General features: G+C 30.6%; 22 protein-coding genes. 12 read left to right on the forward strand and 10 right to left on the reverse strand.

The window, feature by feature from the left end; all coding sequences use genetic code 11:
* Positions 1-374: 374 nt before the first annotated feature.
* The 6 genes from BLT48_RS00540 to BLT48_RS00575 all read left to right on the forward strand — a co-directional run bounded on the left by BLT48_RS00540 (position 375) and on the right by BLT48_RS00575 (position 5,183).
* Entirely contained in the window at positions 375-698 is a 324-nt protein-coding gene (locus BLT48_RS00540; protein WP_035020759.1) for a PadR family transcriptional regulator, read from the forward strand.
* 2 nt (positions 699-700) lie between these two features.
* Entirely contained in the window at positions 701-1,315 is a 615-nt protein-coding gene (locus BLT48_RS00545; protein WP_089974378.1) for a DUF2812 domain-containing protein, read from the forward strand.
* A gap of 287 nt (positions 1,316-1,602) precedes the next feature.
* Positions 1,603-1,971, forward strand: a complete 369-nt coding sequence (locus BLT48_RS00550; protein ID WP_176944021.1) for a hypothetical protein — start codon at positions 1,603-1,605, stop codon at positions 1,969-1,971.
* A 348-nt stretch (positions 1,972-2,319) separates the two neighbouring features.
* Positions 2,320-2,865 carry a hypothetical protein gene (locus BLT48_RS00555; RefSeq protein ID WP_051923349.1) on the forward strand — a complete coding sequence of 182 codons (546 nt, stop codon included), beginning with the start codon at positions 2,320-2,322 and terminating at the stop codon, positions 2,863-2,865.
* 297 nt (positions 2,866-3,162) lie between these two features.
* Positions 3,163-3,438 (forward strand): hypothetical protein, encoded by a 276-nt coding sequence (locus BLT48_RS14020; protein WP_034536177.1) that lies wholly within the window; start codon positions 3,163-3,165, stop codon positions 3,436-3,438.
* Between the two features lie 1,391 nt (positions 3,439-4,829).
* Positions 4,830-5,183 carry a hypothetical protein gene (locus tag BLT48_RS00575; protein WP_034536279.1) on the forward strand — a complete coding sequence of 118 codons (354 nt, stop codon included), beginning with the start codon at positions 4,830-4,832 and terminating at the stop codon, positions 5,181-5,183.
* A gap of 65 nt (positions 5,184-5,248) precedes the next feature.
* On the opposite strand, the gene BLT48_RS00580 is transcribed toward BLT48_RS00575, so the two are convergent.
* The 6 genes from BLT48_RS00580 to BLT48_RS00605 form a co-directional block, all read right to left on the reverse strand.
* Positions 5,249-5,530, reverse strand: a complete 282-nt coding sequence (locus BLT48_RS00580) for a helix-turn-helix transcriptional regulator (RefSeq protein ID WP_034536278.1) — start codon at positions 5,528-5,530, stop codon at positions 5,249-5,251.
* Positions 5,531-5,533: 3 nt separating this feature from the next.
* The gene (locus BLT48_RS00585; protein ID WP_411155666.1) at positions 5,534-5,794 is read right to left on the reverse strand and encodes a type II toxin-antitoxin system RelE/ParE family toxin; all 261 of its coding nucleotides are present in this window, start codon (positions 5,792-5,794) and stop codon (positions 5,534-5,536) included.
* A 144-nt stretch (positions 5,795-5,938) separates the two neighbouring features.
* A complete protein-coding gene (locus BLT48_RS00590) occupies positions 5,939-6,382 on the reverse strand; it encodes a hypothetical protein (RefSeq protein WP_089974383.1) in 444 nt (147 codons plus the stop codon).
* Between the two features lie 2 nt (positions 6,383-6,384).
* On the reverse strand, positions 6,385-6,582 hold the full coding sequence (locus BLT48_RS00595; RefSeq protein ID WP_013709769.1) for a helix-turn-helix transcriptional regulator: 198 nt from the start codon (positions 6,580-6,582) through the stop codon (positions 6,385-6,387).
* A 253-nt stretch (positions 6,583-6,835) separates the two neighbouring features.
* Positions 6,836-7,258: a hypothetical protein gene (locus BLT48_RS00600; RefSeq protein ID WP_034536276.1), complete on the reverse strand. Its 423-nt coding sequence runs from the start codon at positions 7,256-7,258 to the stop codon at positions 6,836-6,838.
* Entirely contained in the window at positions 7,255-7,464 is a 210-nt protein-coding gene (locus BLT48_RS00605) for a helix-turn-helix transcriptional regulator (protein ID WP_034536275.1), read from the reverse strand. The genes BLT48_RS00600 and BLT48_RS00605 overlap by 4 nt, the downstream gene beginning before the upstream one ends.
* 238 nt (positions 7,465-7,702) lie before the next feature.
* On the opposite strand from BLT48_RS00605, the gene BLT48_RS00610 reads away from it, so the two are divergent.
* Together BLT48_RS00610 and BLT48_RS00615 are read left to right on the forward strand one after the other, a co-directional pair.
* Entirely contained in the window at positions 7,703-8,011 is a 309-nt protein-coding gene (locus BLT48_RS00610) for a DUF6442 family protein (protein ID WP_010728593.1), read from the forward strand.
* Entirely contained in the window at positions 8,008-8,244 is a 237-nt protein-coding gene (locus BLT48_RS00615; protein ID WP_002329962.1) for a helix-turn-helix transcriptional regulator, read from the forward strand. The genes BLT48_RS00610 and BLT48_RS00615 overlap by 4 nt, the downstream gene beginning before the upstream one ends.
* 68 nt (positions 8,245-8,312) lie before the next feature.
* Here BLT48_RS00615 and BLT48_RS00620 read toward each other — a convergent pair whose 3' ends face one another.
* The 3 genes from BLT48_RS00620 to BLT48_RS00630 all read right to left on the reverse strand — a co-directional run bounded on the left by BLT48_RS00620 (position 8,313) and on the right by BLT48_RS00630 (position 10,341).
* Entirely contained in the window at positions 8,313-8,603 is a 291-nt protein-coding gene (locus tag BLT48_RS00620) for a hypothetical protein (protein ID WP_089974385.1), read from the reverse strand.
* A 263-nt stretch (positions 8,604-8,866) separates the two neighbouring features.
* Positions 8,867-9,616: a DUF6557 family protein gene (locus tag BLT48_RS00625; protein WP_034536151.1), complete on the reverse strand. Its 750-nt coding sequence runs from the start codon at positions 9,614-9,616 to the stop codon at positions 8,867-8,869.
* Between the two features lie 59 nt (positions 9,617-9,675).
* Positions 9,676-10,341 (reverse strand): type 1 glutamine amidotransferase, encoded by a 666-nt coding sequence (locus BLT48_RS00630; protein ID WP_226776833.1) that lies wholly within the window; start codon positions 10,339-10,341, stop codon positions 9,676-9,678.
* Positions 10,342-11,502: 1,161 nt separating this feature from the next.
* Between BLT48_RS00630 and BLT48_RS00635 the strand changes: the two genes are divergently transcribed.
* The 4 genes from BLT48_RS00635 (at position 11,503) to BLT48_RS00650 (ending at position 15,253) form a co-directional block, all read left to right on the forward strand.
* A complete protein-coding gene (locus tag BLT48_RS00635; protein WP_023176474.1) occupies positions 11,503-12,327 on the forward strand; it encodes a ParA family protein in 825 nt (274 codons plus the stop codon).
* Positions 12,328-12,395: 68 nt separating this feature from the next.
* Positions 12,396-12,764 carry a DUF5388 domain-containing protein gene (locus BLT48_RS00640; RefSeq protein ID WP_087059790.1) on the forward strand — a complete coding sequence of 123 codons (369 nt, stop codon included), beginning with the start codon at positions 12,396-12,398 and terminating at the stop codon, positions 12,762-12,764.
* A 115-nt stretch (positions 12,765-12,879) separates the two neighbouring features.
* Positions 12,880-13,605: a Fic family protein gene (locus BLT48_RS00645; RefSeq protein ID WP_089974387.1), complete on the forward strand. Its 726-nt coding sequence runs from the start codon at positions 12,880-12,882 to the stop codon at positions 13,603-13,605.
* 346 nt (positions 13,606-13,951) lie between these two features.
* Complete coding sequence (locus BLT48_RS00650; protein WP_089974389.1) at positions 13,952-15,253, forward strand: M20 family metallo-hydrolase; 1,302 nt, start codon at positions 13,952-13,954, stop codon at positions 15,251-15,253.
* 230 nt (positions 15,254-15,483) lie between these two features.
* On the opposite strand, the gene BLT48_RS13700 is transcribed toward BLT48_RS00650, so the two are convergent.
* Positions 15,484-15,654 carry a hypothetical protein gene (locus tag BLT48_RS13700; RefSeq protein ID WP_176944022.1) on the reverse strand — a complete coding sequence of 57 codons (171 nt, stop codon included), beginning with the start codon at positions 15,652-15,654 and terminating at the stop codon, positions 15,484-15,486.
* Between the last annotated feature and the right edge of the window lie 155 nt (positions 15,655-15,809).

Genomic DNA, 15,809 nt, shown 5'->3' on the forward strand with positions numbered 1-15,809 from the left:
TAAGACTTTTCAATTTTTTTTACTAATTTATAAGAAATTGAAGGGCTTTGCTATCAAAATATTTTGTATTTATTGCTATTGGTATTATTCTTGTCTATTATTTGTATCCCTTTTATTATGGATCTGCTCCGTAGAAATATTTGTTATAACTATAACCATAAGTAAAGGCAGCAATCAATTTTGAGTGATTACTGCCTTTATTATTTCCAATACACTATTTTATCTAATTTCATGTATCGTTTCAATTAATTTGCAACTAGTTATTTTTATCTTTAATTAAATAATTGACATAAACAGTTCGACTGTATACAATGCAAGTATATAGTTTGACTGTTTATTTTTTAGTGTTTTATTTTAAGAAGGGAATGAACTAAATGAAAAGAAACAAACATTTACCGCTGACAGAAACTGTTTATTATATTCTATTATCTTTATTTGAACCAGCACATGGTTATCTCATTATACAAAAAGTTGAAGACTTGAGTAATGGTGAGGTGAGGATGGCTGCTGGGACATTGTACGGAGCTATCGAAAACTTATTAAAATTGAAGTTTATTAAGCCGGTTGAGAGTGAAGATAAGAGGCGTAAAGTTTATGTCATTACACAAGAAGGGAAAAACATTCTACTTCTTGATTATGAAAGAATGAAACACATCGTAGCTATTACTGAAGAAAATTTGACTCAGGAAGGTGTATGAATATGAAAAAATTTAAGTTCTTTTTTAATCTTGATAAAGAAGAGAAATGGTTAAATGAAAAATCCAACGAAGGTTGGGAATTATATGATAAAAAAATGGAATATAAATTTCGTAAAACAGCCTATTTTCCTACTATAAAAATTGATTATCGCACGTTTAAGTCAAAAAACGATTTTCAAGATTACAAGACCCTTTTTAAAGATAGCGGCTGGGAGCATATTATAGGTAGTAAAACATCAGGCAAACAATATTTCAAAAAAACAGAAAGGAATGCTAGCACAGATATCTTTTCTGATAACTTTTCTAAAGCTGAAAGGTATCATAGAATGGCTCGCGTATGGGTGTCCTTAGCACTAAGTTATATTCCTCTCACTGTTGCTTTATATATGACTAGGATGGTTGATTTCAAAGCATTAATCCATCCAAAATCTTTGTACTACACACCTGGATTATGGGAAAAGACTGGATCTATTTTTTGGAGAGCCTTTTTATTTGAAACTCCTTTTGTATTTCTTAGAGGATTTTTTTGGATACTTTTTCCCATCTTGATTATTTTATACATTGTCTTTGCTATCAAAGCTCATTACCATTATAAAAATGCTATTTCAAAAGATTAATGATAGAAATTATAGTGCAACATTCCGAAATTAAAGAAGGACTCTAATTTCGCGAAGTGCTGCACTATTTACCTTCACTATCATTAATTTATCGTCTCAATTTTAGTTATTATCTGAAGAGCACTATAATGTCTTTTTGTATTCGTACCAAGCAAACAGAATCTTATTAAAATAAGGTTCTTGATTCACCATTCTATATCATTTTATGTATCTAATATTATGTTACCAAACCTATATGCTTTTACATAGAAACACTTTTTATTTAAATCTACGTATTTAAATATAGTATGATAAAATTAATAGTGTTTGGTAAAGAAAAGAGGCCCATTAATTATAGTATTACTATTTCTGCTTGTCTTCTGCAGCTTTCATTTCTCTTCCTTTGGATAAGAAAATTTATTGGTTTACAAACTATCCATAATGAAGGGTTTGAAAGGTTTGAAAGATTTGCTACATTCGTTAATGTTTCATATTTTGTGTTGCTTATCCCTTTATTACTTATTTTTGCATGGTATGGAGTAAAAAAAATATTAGTACAAGATCAGTTCTTTATATTAAAAATAGTATTCGTTTTTGTTTATTTAGGTGCATTAATTGGAATTTTAATATTGGGACAACCTATTTTTGAAATTTTATATTATGGATTTGCTCCTTGAAATAGACTGATTAAAAATCCCTTTAATACAATAAGGTTTTCAATACACTGCTTTATCTAATTTCATGTATCATATATTTATGAAAAATAGTCTTAAAAGAATAATAGTAATAAACGCTGGAAAAAGCTAAAATTAAATTACATGTAGAAGGTAACTTTAGTATGAATAACCAAATAACCAGAATTTTTAAATCGTTTAATAAAAAAAGACATTAATTTAATAATTTTCTTAATAGACTATTAACGAATTTATGTATCTATTAAAATTATTGATAATTTTTTAAGTTTTTTCGTTCTACTTAAATATTTATTTAAAATTGTGATAGTCTAATTCATGGGAGGTTTTAAAATGAAAAATAGAAAGAGTTTAATTATTTTTTTTATAGGATTATTATTTGTAATAGGAGGTATTTTTTACATAATTGGCAACACTAACACCTCATCTGTCAACCCATCAGAAGCAAGTAATAACTCCATTATCTCAACAGAGTCATCCGTTACTAGTGAATCAAGTAACTCACTTGATTCAACTATAAATTCCGAATCAGCTAGCATAACCAACAGTATTAAGGAAAGTGCTGAAGTAAGTAGCTCTTCAATTAGCTCAGAAGAAACAGAGGCTACTTCTGAACCTGCAAGTACCAATTCTGAATCTAATCCTGTGGCCAACAGTTCTATAAAAAGTAGCACAGAAGAAGGAGTTGCAGATCAAACAGAATCCAGCGCGGATTGGAAAATTAATTTTGAAAAAGAACTTAAAGAATCATATAAAGTTACTGTTAAAAGATATGAGGATTTTGGAGACGGTTTATATGGTGTTTACGTAAATGAAATTGAAACAGGTGAATTACCTTATGTAACCGTAGATTCTAAGACCGGAAATTTTCATGGATAAAAGAATTTAAATCAACAGTAGCAACTACTTATTAGTTGCTGCTGTTGATTTAAAGATGACATTTGTAAAATTATCATTTGATACTGAGATTGGTGCAGACGGTATTAGATATTTTAATTCTATTACTCATTAATTAAATAAGATTCTCAATACACTATTCTATGTAATTTCATGTATGACATTTACTAAATAACGAAATTTAATCAAACATGGTTTCTTGAATAAAGTAAAAAAATTAGCGACAATATCAATATCTATAAAGTTACATAAAAATAATACTTATAAGGAGTTTAAAAAATGAATAATATAGTTATTTTTTTACTTATTGCAATAATAATATCCCTTACTTCAAGCATTAGACAGTTAAAGACAGAAGTTGATCTTATAAAAATGAAATTGACTACTATCAGTAAGCATGTTGATTTACCCGATCCAACAAATAATGAACTAAAAATAATTGTTTTAGAGCTTATCTCAAAGGGAGAAAAAATTAAGGCTATTAAAGAATATAGATTGGCTACTGGAGCTGGGTTACTTGAAGCTAAACAGTATATTGATCATTTGAGCAAATAAGAATCCCTATTTTATAAAGGTCTTAGATACACGTTTTTAAGCAATTTCATGTATTACAATTTTTTTGTTTTAAGCAAAATATAACATAAGGAGTGCACTTTATATGGCTTTAACTTTAGTATGTTTCTTGTTTATAATTATGGTTATTTCCAAGAATAAGGACAAATATCAAAAATAAACAGAAACTTGGTAAATTAAGGTTCTGTTTACATGATTTTATGTAGAATCTTGGATTTAATGTAATAAGGACTCTATTGCTTTTTAAACAATAGAGTCCTTATTTGATAAATGTAAACCAATGGTTGCTAGTTGTAAACCAAGGGGTGCGTTACTTTTCAATTAAGATAAGAGATAATACTGGAGACAAAGTAAGTTTTTCTATAGTTGAGAGGATGGTTACATATGAAGCAAAATTACTTTAATTTTATACAACTTTTTTTTGAAAAAACGTCGAGCCTTATGGCAAATTTTTTTCTTCTTTTAATTTTATATAACTATTTCTTTGTAAAAAACAACTCAATCATTAGTATTACTTACAAAGAATTATATATTATTGTATTCGTAAGTATTATATTAGGTATTTTTTCACTACTATCTAAAAGAAATAAGATCAGTAAATAAAACTATTTTTTAGAATATGTGTGTTAAATATAATGAGATAAAATTAATAGTGTTTAGCTAAAGAAAAGAGGCGGTATTATTGTTCATCTTTAAACCATTTTACGCGATTCTATTAAGTATCATTTATATTGGAATTATTTATTTATTAGTCAGAAAAGAAAAGAAGCCCATTAATTATAGTATTACTATTTTTGCTTGTCTTCTGCAGCTGTCATTTCTCTTCCTTTGGATAAGAAAATTTATTGATTTACAAACTATCCATAATAAAGGATTTGAAAGGTTTGAAAGATTTGCTACATTTGTTAATATTTCATATTTTTTGTTATTCATACCCTTATTACTCGTTTTTGCATGGTATGGACTAAAAAAAATAGGCGCACAAGATCAATTCCCCTTATTGAAAAGAATCTTCCAGTTTTTTTATGTAGGTGCAATAGTTGGAATTTTAATACTGGGACAACCTATCTTTGAAATTTTATATTATGGATTTGCTCCTTGAAGCATACTAATATAAAAAAAAATTAGTAAAACAGGTTCTAAGTACATTAATTCAAGCAAATTTATACGTGTATTAAAATTAGTGATAATATAATTAAGATTTTATCGTTCTACTAATTACTTTTTTAATTGTGATAGCCTTATTTATGGGAGGTTTTAAAATGAAAAATAGAAGGAATCTAATTATTTTTTTCCTAGGATGTGTAGTAGGAGGTATTATTTATCTACTAGTATCATTATTACCTATTTTAAATTGAAAAGGAGGCTTTATTTTGATAGATTACATAGTTTATCTTCTTGTTATACTAATGATAAGTTGGGATTTAGTTAGTATTTTCAAAGTTTTGTCAGGAAAATACACTTCAATTTTTGTACGTTATTTCACTGTGGCTTCTATCTTTCCAGATCAACTCAAAAATTTATCAGAAAATAAAGAAAAAGAGAAAAAATTTAAATCGTTAGTCATTTCAAACGAAATGTTACATATTTTAATTACTTTATTTTTGCTAGGTGGCTCTTTATCAAATCGTATTCCCAACATAGTATGGATTTGTCTTTTCTCTTATTATGCTAGCTCTATGTTCTTTCGTTATCGTACCCGTAAGTTATTGGAAAGTGATTCTTAAATAACTAGAAAAAGTTCCTCACAATCAGTCTCTTTAGTCTGATTGTGAGGAACTTTTTCTATTAGCTATACAAATTTAACTTCGATAACTTTATCAAATGCTTTAGCGATGTCATTCATCGTCTTAAACGTCACATTCATATTTCCGTTTTCAATACGTGCAATCGTAGATTGGGGTTTTTCAACTTTTTCGGCCAATTGTCGTTGCGTCAATCCTTCGGTTTCTCTCAACGTTTTTAAAGCAACAGCGACTTCTAAGCGTTCACTTTCACCCACAAAGGCTTCTTCAAAACTCTTGTCTTTTGCACGTCGACGAGAAATATAGCTACTTACTGTACTTGTCTCCATTAGTTATTCCTCCATAAATTTTTTTCGGATCTCTCGTGCACGTTTCTTCTCATTTTCGGGTGTTTTATCGGTTTTTTTCGTAAAAACATGCGTAATAACATACCGGTTATCAACCACATGAAAATAAAATACCCGTTGGATATTTGAACTTACTTTTGAGCGAAGCTCATAAAGATTCGTTTCTAGTTTTTTGACCCATTGATTTCTTGCTGCTTCGGACATGCCATATTTTTCCGACATCAACGACGAAAAAAACGCCTTGATCTTGCCCCAAGCCCTTTAAAACCATCGTGTTAGTAACCATCGAAAATCTTTTAAAGATAATTAGAACAATATAAAACTATAATTCTATAAGTTTAATGATACACGAGTATGTCTAATTTCATGTATTATTTACTTTCTGAATATTTACCCTTCTTTTCTCTCTCTTTTTTCATCTATTTTATTTTTTATAAAGTAAGTAATGGGGATAGATACAAACAGAATTCCTGAAAAAAATTGAGTAGCGCCTTCATTTATTTTTCCATTTATCATTATTTCTTCAGGTCTAACTAAAAAAGTTTGATAAGTTGTATATAGGCCTAACAATCCTACAATTAAAAGTAGCCAAGAGTAGCCTTTTTTATCATCTTTTTTACGAAAATAGGCATTATGATAGACACTTATATTCGCAAAAAAGATGGCGACTACAAACATTATAATCAACATCTCTGTCTCTTTGGATGCTCCCCATTGAAAATTAAAAAATAAGCCAAGGATATAATTTAGTGCTAATAGACTGATTAAATAAATAAACGAATAATAGCCATATTTATATCTCATTAATTTCTGGTATTCATCGTATTGTTTCATGTTTATTCCTCCCAAAATAAATCGTTTAAAGTTAAATCCAATTTTTTACAAATCTCTCTACACAAATTGATTGTCGGATTGTAATCTCCTCTTTCAATAGCGCTGATGGTCTGTCGAGTAACATTGACAGCATCTGCCAATTGCTGTTGAGATAGATCATTCTTTGCTCGTGCTGCCTTTAATCTTAAATTCTTAGCCATATTATTCCTCCTGATATGACAAATATATATTGCAACAAGTAAATTATATCATTCATTAGAGTAGATACAATAGTTTAAATGAATTAGCAGATTTTTTTATCGTTTTACTGTGGTCATAACCATTAAAAATTTTGAAATGGTAGAATTATCGTATAATTCTATAAAAAAAGAACCCTGATAGAACAAGGTTCTGAACACATAACTTTATCCAATTTCATGTATTAATAAAAATTAACTATTATCTTAAACGCGACTACTTTCTTTTAATGATAAGAGCTCCTATTCCTACAATCCAGATGTAAGAGAAGAAAAGAATCCATAAATAAAAAATTGAAATAGATTCCTTACCTAAAAGTGTAAAAACTCCTAGAGAAATAAATAAAATACTTGTAAGAATATGTGACGTATATGCAAAAAATCGAGAAATATTTTTAATAACTCGTTCGTCTGCGTCAGGGATATTATTTTTCTTTTTCTTTTGCTTTATTACTTCAATGACTGTCAAAAAGAGAGTTGCTACTAGGCCAGCAGTAAGAACTTCATATGGAAACTCACCTTGAAAGTAGTAAATAAGAAATGAACCCAAAACTGCACCTAGAAACGTACAGGTAATAAGATAATATGGTACCCATTTTGTTAATTGTTGCACACTTACTTCTCTGTCTTTTATGCTCATTTATTATCCTCCTCTAAAATAAATATTTCATCGATTGGCATATCAAAATATGCTATTAATTTTAGTGCTAACTCTAAACTAGGATTATACTTATTCTTTTCAATTGCATTTATAGTTTGCCGAGTAACTTGTAGATCCTCAGCCATTTTCATTTGAGTTATTCCTTTCTTTTGACGGATATCTCGTATATGGTTAATCACATTCATTAATTGAACCTCCTAAGTTTAAGTAAAGATATCTTTACATATATAATGACAAAACACCAAACGAGTGTAAAGATATCTTTACACTCGTTTGGTGTTTTTTACTATTCTCGATATATGAATCTATCTAATTTCATGTATCAAAAGATTGTTCAAATAAAGAGCAGCATTGACAAGCGTACTTGTCTGAGTTATTCTTTATTCAGACAAATAAACTTGTCATTATAAAAGGAGGATAATTATGAAAAAAGAAAAGATATTAAACAGTTACCGAAATGAAAAAAAAGATGAAGGCAACGACCATATCAATAATATGAGTGATGAGAAAGGTTTCTTTGCTATGGCTATGTTAATCATGCTTATAACTATCTATAAAATATATATGAATTTGCCGTTTGGAGATACTGGTGCAATCCCATTATCTTTTTTATCTTTTCATAGCTTTAATCGTTATAAGCAAACGAAAGAAAAAGATACCTTGGTATATGGTATTGTTACTGGTTTTATTGGAATTGCGTTCTTAGTTTGGTATGTGATCGAAACAATATGAGTAAACAAGATAAAAATTATTCAGAAGAGACAGATTTAGTACTGAAAAATCATTTAAAGGACACCCGTAGAGAATTAGGGCTTTCTCAACAACAACTCGCAGATATGATCGGTGTTTCTAGAAATACGATTGGTTCAATAGAGAGATGTGTGTTTGTTCCTACAGCAAAATTAGCATTGATATTATGTATCGCTTTAGATAAAAAATTTGAAGAGTTGTTCTACTTTGATTAAATATAAAAAAATTAAAGAACCTTGTTAATACAAATTTCTAGATACACGATTCTATGTAATTTCATGTATTAATAGGTTGTTTTTGAATTATTGTTAAGTACAATAACCGATCCAACAATTACAAATATAAGAGATAATAACATATACGCAACTGCATGTGTACCATTGATTATGTAGTTATATGCATCTCCTCCTACAATAGCATTTGCTCCACCTATCATATCACCATATATATCTTCTTCCATGGGTGTATACACCCATAATTTATATAATCCAGTACATCCAAACACGGCAGCTAAAGAATACGATAAAAATGCCATGGTGTGTGTCTTATCATTATTTAATTTTATATTATCCAATTTTTTTCCCTCCTTTATGATTTTATTCTATATTAAATACCAATTTCATGTATCAATAATAAATTTATCTGTCGCTATATGCTTCTAACCAATGATGGGATTGTAATTCTTTTAATGTTCTAAATGGTACAATTCTGCTTCAAAATATTAAAAGTATAGATTCTACAGCTAAAATTATTGGTAATCCTATTCATCACTTAGAACAAAAATTGATCGAAAAATCACCGCTGAAGTTTTTAAACTAATCTATATGCATTTGTATCTTATAATTTCTTTTGTGACTTCTGATCAACAAAAGAGTCATATTCCTCTTTGAAAACTTGAAGAAATTCTTCTAATAGCTGTTCATCTTGCTTTTGCACAGCTACATTTGACCAAAAAGATACTTCACTTGATTCATCCTCGGTTTCATCAAAAATGTCTGACCAGTCTTCAATAACAGAATCCGTCAGTGGTTGGAAGTGGTCAATTATTGATATGCGTTTATCAGTTGAACATTCTTCTTTAAAAAAGACAATGAACGCTTTAACATCAGCCATTGATTTTTGAACTTCATCAGATTCTTGAATTCTATTTTCTAACTCCCTGCGACTTTCAGTCTTACTTTCCTCAGTAAACCCCTCGAAAGTAATCTCCCATAGTAATTCGCTTAAAAAATCGATTTTAGGTATATCCAATGGAAATATAACGTTATAATGGAGCATCTCTTTAAAAGAAAGATAATCAACTGAGTAGTGCTTTCCATCTTCATTAAAGGTACAAAAAATATCCATCACTATTTCGTCTGTAAAAGCATCTTCAATCCATTTAGCGGTAAAAGTATATCCACCCCTAGAAACAGCATCCGTTGTGTCTGCTCTATCCAATTCTTCTCTCAACTGAACTAACTTTTTTTCGATATTACCAACAGTAACCTCTTCCTCTTGGTAATAGTGTTTCTTCCAGTAGTTAGCGATAGTCTGTATTATTTCATCGTTAAATAAATAGTTTGTTACAACCTCTTTTAAGATCATCCTTTGTCTTCCTCCATTCTTTTATTTCAAGCCCGATCCATGAAATAAATACAATGTACTTATTTCACTTCACGTTCCAATGTATTTAGGATCGAAAATAGAATGTCTTTATTCTCATCAGGGACGGGAAAATCTATTGTTTCTCCTTTTGTCACAGAGAAAACTGACTGACTAAGAAACTGTGAATCAGCTTCTACAATCTCTTTCACAGTTTCTTTGGTCGCTTCAAAATGAAATTGTAATCCTATCGCATTGAACAGGCGAAACCCTTGGTTTTCCCACTTTTCAGTAGAATATAAAAGCGTAGCATTGCAAGGTTTTTTAAATCCTTCACCATGCCAATGAAGGACAGTATATTCTTTACTCGGATGAAAGATTTGCGTTAAAGAGGTCACCGAGTGCCAACCAACTTCTTTAGGAGTAGAAATAATGTCACTTCCATAAGCTTTAGCTAATTGTTGTGCACCTAAACAAATTCCTATCATCGGTTTCCCACTATCGACGACTTCTTTTATCAAATGTCGTTCATCTTGTATCCAATGTTCTGTATCATTCGCACTCATCGGTCCACCTAAAACAATTAAAAAAGACACTTCTTCCGCTTTGGGAAAAGGCTCTCTGTTAAATACTTTAATCATTTCGACTGTATGATTATTCTCTTGTATCCAGTCCATAATTCGACCAGGTTTTTCAAATGAAACATGTTGAATAATATGTATATTCATACTACCCTCCTTACTAAATATAGCAATTCATCTTTCCATAACGCTTTTTTATTAAACACTTATATTTTTTTGTATGTTGTGTTTCTCAATAATCTATTTTAACTATTATTAAAAGTTATCTAAACTATAATCAAACTCAATTTCTATACATTATTATTTTACTCATTTATTCGTTACCTTCATACGATATCCTTCCTTTTACTTAAGATATATAGTAAATAAAAGGGGTTGACCTAAGGTTTCTCATTTGCTAGCTGAGGTGAGAGAAAGTGGTGAGATGAGCATAGTTGTACCCTAGCAAAGCCTAAAAATATATCTAAGCTGAACTAGAGTACGAATGTGTCTTTTATGTATGTTCTAGCCTCGGATCGAGTCGGAGCCTGCTTCACATGCTATATCGTCGGTGTTGTTGTCTCAACACGCTTAAAACACTCTTAAAATCCACCCTAAGAGTATTGTTTTAAGCTACCAGCCTAAATCAGACCTGGATTACCGCCCCCACCAGTTCAAATCGGTCGTGGTCACCATTCAGAACAATAGAGGATATAGCGACCCTATTTGATTGTTCCTAGCATTCCTTATTGCAGCGGCGTATGCTTAACCTGTCCACTTAAATGCTGTCACGCACACAGCTTGGCTCCTGTGTTGGTAAAAAAGCCACTACTAATTGCCAACAGTTTAAATAGTTGGTATAATAGTAGTACAAAACATTGAATTTAGTTGTCTCGTAGATTGCCGTCTACGGGGCTTTTTTTTATTTAATTATATTATTACTTTTGAATTAATCTAAATTTACTACACATTTTTTTTTTTGTAAAACCTTATTTTATAAGCAATATAAGGTTTTTATGTAGATACGTCTACATGTAGATTTGTAGATGTGTAGATACGTCTACATGTAGATTTGTAGATGTGTAGATGCGTCTACATAAGTCTTGAAACCGTTGTCCTAAAAGGATTCCTAGTTGTAGATGTGTCTACATGTAGATTTGTAGATTTGTAGATACATCTACATGTAGATTTGTAGATTTGTAGATACATCTACATGTAGATTTGTAGACATGTTTTTTTTGATAACGTTTGACATCTATATACAGCATGGTATATTAACTATATAATACAACATGTAGATTTGTAGACGAATTAGAAAAGAGGGGTAGTATGGCTAAAGTAATAACATATGGTAATTTTAAAGGTGGAACAGGAAAGACCACAAATAGTGCAATGATGGCTTACATGTTATCTAAATTGGGGTACAAGACATTGTTGGCTGATTTAGATCCTCAAGCAAATGCAACATCTTTGTATTTACATACTAAACAAAGAATTACAAATAATATCGTTACTTTTGATAAGACCTTAATGTCTGCTATAGCTGATGAGGATTTGTCTGATATCATCATCGAAATAAAAGACAATTTATATTTGCTTCCTAGCTTCGCTGACTTTACGTCTTTTCCTTTATTTTTAGAAAAGAAATTTCCCAATAGTCAGTTAAAACGAGTTACTTTTCTAAAAGGACTAATTGAAAAAATTAAAGATGATTATGATTTCATTTTGATAGACGTCCCACCTACATTAAGCACCTATACAGATTCAGCATTATTAGCATCTGATTATACAATTATTGTATTACAAACCCAAGAACGTTCTCTAGTAGGGGCAGAAGCTTATGTAGGATATCTACAAGAGTTAGTTGACAACTACGATGCAAATTTCGATATTCTAGGTGTTCTACCGGTATTATTGAAAAATAATTCTAAGGTAGATGAAGCCACGCTTGCTACTGCAAAAGAAAAATTTGGAGAAGAAAATCTCTTTAAAAATTTAGTGAAAAATATGGAACGATTGAAACGTTATGACATTGTAGGCATAGTTGATTCCGATTTAGACAATAAATATGATATACATGATAAAAGAGTAATGGCACTTTATAAAAAAGTTACCGAAGAAATGCTCAGTCGCTTAAAAGAGTTTGATTCTTAAAGATATATTAAACCATTTTAAGTGATTAAAAATAATGCTCATGCTCATAAGAAAGGAAGAGGAATATTATGGCTGACAGTCTATTAAATAAAAATAAGAATAAAGGTAAACGTAATCTTCTTGAACGAAAAGAAGAAGTAAAACCAAAAGAAGCTTTTAATCGAGCTAGCTTATTTACAGTCGATGAATCTCAGCAAGATCAATTTGACAAAAAAAAAGAACCTATTCAAAAAAGCTCAAAAGGAAAGACGACAACTATTCGATGTGCAGCAGATACCTCACATCGATTAAATGCAATTATTACTTCATTTAGTTTAAATAGTGTAAATGAATTATTAGAAATTTTATTAGACAATTACGAAGCTTCTTTAACTCAAGATGAAAGAAGAGAAATTAAGACTTTACAAGAGGTTTACCAACGAAAGTCTATAAAGTAGACTTGTAGATTTGTAGACGTGTCTACATGTAGATGTATTTAAATTGTTCATGAATTCAATATGGTTAACATATTCTAACAAATTTTTTTATTTTTAGAGGTTAGGAGGTCTTCAAATGAATAAATTTTTCAAATCCATAACTAGCGACTACTTTGAAGATATTTTAGTACGATTAGCTCATCATTCGGCAGGGATTGAAGGAAATACGATTTCTTTACCTGCTACCGTTTCTATCATTGTAAATGGTACTTTACCAATTAGTTCCGGCGCTACAGTTAGAGAATTTTATGAGATTGAGAACCACAAGCAAGCTTTTGATCATATGATAAATCATTTAATAAATGAAGAGACCCTTTCTACCACAATTATTAAAGAGATACACGCTGATTTAACAGATCGATTACAATACGATAAAGGTCAATTTAAAAAGAATGAAAATATGATTTTAGGTGCTGAATTTCAAACATCTTCACCATCAGAAACACTTTTGTTCGTTTCTCAATTAATTGATAATTTAAATTATCGTTTAAGTATATCTAAAGATAGGGAAGCTAAGTTAATGGCTATTTTGGATACTCATATTCAGTTTGAACGGATTCATCCATTCTCAGATGGGAATGGCCGAACTGGTCGGATGATGATGAACTATTCTTTATTACAGGAGGGATTTCCTCCATTAATTATTGAAAAGGATACAAAAGCACAGTATGTTGAAATTTTAGCAACTCAAGATGTAGATTCTTTTTTAACTTTTGCTAAATCAATCCTAGATAAAGAAACTAAACGAATGATAGCATTTCAAAATATGGATCAAGAAAAAATCAAAGAAATTGAAGAATAAGCTTCTTAGGCTTTTATTCTTCAATTTCTTTGATTTTAAGTGTCTCTCAGGAGCATTTTAAGACCATTTTAATTTGTTTGTATGTATATTTATCTATATAGTTGCCTGAGTTACATTCATTTCTAAATATATAATACATAACAAATTTTTTATGCTATTTGTTATACCGATAACCCTATTGGTGATTCTTAACCGGGGTTTTCTTTCTCTACTTAATCTAAATAAAGATTTCCTGAAAATAATCATTAGTGTATGAACCAAAAACTGACACTCGAAAAAGTGTCCTTTTTAGATGAGGTATTTTATAGTGAGTCATCTGTTATAATTATGAGTAGGAGGGATTTTTATGAGCCAAAAAACAATTTTTAATTTAAAAGAAAATTTACTTGAAACATATAACGTTTCACTTGATTATCATGGTGTCTCCGGTAAGCGATTAGCCGAACGGTTAGGAGCTTTATCAAAAATCGGATTAACAGAACAGAATGGGTCTTATCGTACTGGTTTTTCTTTTGAAGAAAAAGAAGCAAAAGAACTGGTCATGAAATGGATGAAAGAAGCCGGACTTTCTGTACATCAAGATGGAGCAGGCAACGTATTTGGTCGGCTGGAAGGCAAACGCCCAGGTGTACCTGCCGTATTAAGCGGTTCTCATGTCGACAGTGTCCAAAATGGTGGACACTTCGATGGTCCATTGGGAGTATTATCTGCTTTAGAAGTTGCAGAAGCTTGGAGAGAGACAGGTTTTACACCAGAAAAACCTTTTGAAGTCGTTATTTTTTCTGATGAAGAAGGATCGAGATTCCATGGTGGCTTGAATGGAAGTGAAGCTTTTATGGGATCAGGCGACTTAGACGAGAAGATAAAGAAGAAAGACATAAATGGGGAAAGTTTTGAAAAAGTATTGCAAGATGTGGGGTTAAGTCTAGAAAGTTACTCTAATGCCAAACGGGATTTGGATGATATCGAAACCTTTATTGAAATACATATCGAGCAAGGAAAACGTTTAGAAAAAGAAGAACTTCCTTGTGGAATTGTGACAGGAATTGCCGGACCTCAATGGTTGGAATACACCTTTCAAGGAGAAGCGGGTCATGCAGGAAATACACCGATGAATGACCGGAAAGATGCCTTACTTGCTGCCAGTGAGTTTATAATCAAACTCAATCAAATTCCACAGCAAATTAATGATACCGCTGTAGCCACAGTAGGAAAACTTCATGTAGAACCTAATGGAGTTAATGTCATCCCTGGTAAAGTTACCTTGTATGTCGATATTAGAGATATCTATGAAGAATCAAGAGATACCTTAGTCAATCGCATTATTCAACTTGGAGAAGAAATTGGAGTATCACACAAATTGTCTGTTACGTATAAAGAAACCTTAAAGAGCCCACCTGTGCCAATTTCTGAAGACCAGCAAGAGCTACTTGAAGAGGCTATGAAAGTAAACGGCATCCGACCTTATCGTTTGCCAAGCGGAGCAGGACACGATGCAATGGTTCTCGGAGCACAAATACCCATAGTCATGCTGTTTGTTAAGAGTAGAGATGGCATCAGCCATAACCCGACAGAATGGTCCGACTTAAACGACTGCATCCAGACTATACACGTACTAAAAACCTATATAGAAAAATTGCAGTACTAAAATTGAATAAAAAACATAACTTTATAGTGCAAAAAAGAATACAAATTTTTCTGTGTAGTTCATACTACTCCGTTTTTTTGTACTCTCGACTCTTACTCTGCTTTACATGACACTATTAACTTATTTATATCCAATTTACCTTTTTTTACACTGGTTTACTAGTGTAGTAAGCGACATTCCAAACATATACCTAATTAAGCATTCCTATAGAAAAGTATTTTTATAGTGTTTTATTTTGTACTTAAATCATCTATTGTTTCTTTTAGTAGTTCATATTCTGATATCGATATAGTGGTTTCTTCCATATTTTTGTCTAGTAGTCTATTTAGAGATTCCATGCGGCCTTGCAAAGTACCATTATTGTAGTGGTTCATTATTATTTCTTTTATCACACCAAACATAATAATCATCTCCTTACATCTGTAATGAACAAATTAGTTTTTGCTTTATTAATATTATCATAAATTGACGTCTTCCATTTTATTAAAATTTTCGCAAAAAAAAAAGCAACAGCAGATTGAATTATTAGCAATACAAGATGTCTATTCTTTTTTAT

The organism is Carnobacterium viridans (assembly GCF_900102725.1).
Lineage (GTDB): Bacteria > Bacillota > Bacilli > Lactobacillales > Carnobacteriaceae > Carnobacterium_B > Carnobacterium_B viridans.

Coding starts and splice junctions, on each gene's coding strand:
- BLT48_RS13700 (WP_176944022.1), bottom strand. CDS start 15,654: ATGTTTGGTGTGATAAAAGAAATAATAATGAACCACTACAATAATGGT.
- BLT48_RS00540 (WP_035020759.1), top strand. CDS start 375: ATGAAAAGAAACAAACATTTACCGCTGACAGAAACTGTTTATTATATT.
- BLT48_RS00550 (WP_176944021.1), top strand. CDS start 1,603: ATGATAAAATTAATAGTGTTTGGTAAAGAAAAGAGGCCCATTAATTAT.
- BLT48_RS00580 (WP_034536278.1), bottom strand. CDS start 5,530: ATGGAGACAAGTACAGTAAGTAGCTATATTTCTCGTCGACGTGCAAAA.
- BLT48_RS00600 (WP_034536276.1), bottom strand. CDS start 7,258: ATGAGCATAAAAGACAGAGAAGTAAGTGTGCAACAATTAACAAAATGG.
- BLT48_RS00595 (WP_013709769.1), bottom strand. CDS start 6,582: ATGGCTAAGAATTTAAGATTAAAGGCAGCACGAGCAAAGAATGATCTA.
- BLT48_RS14020 (WP_034536177.1), top strand. CDS start 3,163: ATGAATAATATAGTTATTTTTTTACTTATTGCAATAATAATATCCCTT.
- BLT48_RS00555 (WP_051923349.1), top strand. CDS start 2,320: ATGAAAAATAGAAAGAGTTTAATTATTTTTTTTATAGGATTATTATTT.
- BLT48_RS00615 (WP_002329962.1), top strand. CDS start 8,008: ATGAGTAAACAAGATAAAAATTATTCAGAAGAGACAGATTTAGTACTG.
- BLT48_RS00650 (WP_089974389.1), top strand. CDS start 13,952: ATGAGCCAAAAAACAATTTTTAATTTAAAAGAAAATTTACTTGAAACA.
- BLT48_RS00635 (WP_023176474.1), top strand. CDS start 11,503: ATGGCTAAAGTAATAACATATGGTAATTTTAAAGGTGGAACAGGAAAG.
- BLT48_RS00630 (WP_226776833.1), bottom strand. CDS start 10,341: ATGAATATACATATTATTCAACATGTTTCATTTGAAAAACCTGGTCGA.
- BLT48_RS00640 (WP_087059790.1), top strand. CDS start 12,396: ATGGCTGACAGTCTATTAAATAAAAATAAGAATAAAGGTAAACGTAAT.
- BLT48_RS00605 (WP_034536275.1), bottom strand. CDS start 7,464: ATGAATGTGATTAACCATATACGAGATATCCGTCAAAAGAAAGGAATA.
- BLT48_RS00610 (WP_010728593.1), top strand. CDS start 7,703: ATGAAAAAAGAAAAGATATTAAACAGTTACCGAAATGAAAAAAAAGAT.
- BLT48_RS00590 (WP_089974383.1), bottom strand. CDS start 6,382: ATGAAACAATACGATGAATACCAGAAATTAATGAGATATAAATATGGC.
- BLT48_RS00625 (WP_034536151.1), bottom strand. CDS start 9,616: ATGATCTTAAAAGAGGTTGTAACAAACTATTTATTTAACGATGAAATA.
- BLT48_RS00545 (WP_089974378.1), top strand. CDS start 701: ATGAAAAAATTTAAGTTCTTTTTTAATCTTGATAAAGAAGAGAAATGG.
- BLT48_RS00645 (WP_089974387.1), top strand. CDS start 12,880: ATGAATAAATTTTTCAAATCCATAACTAGCGACTACTTTGAAGATATT.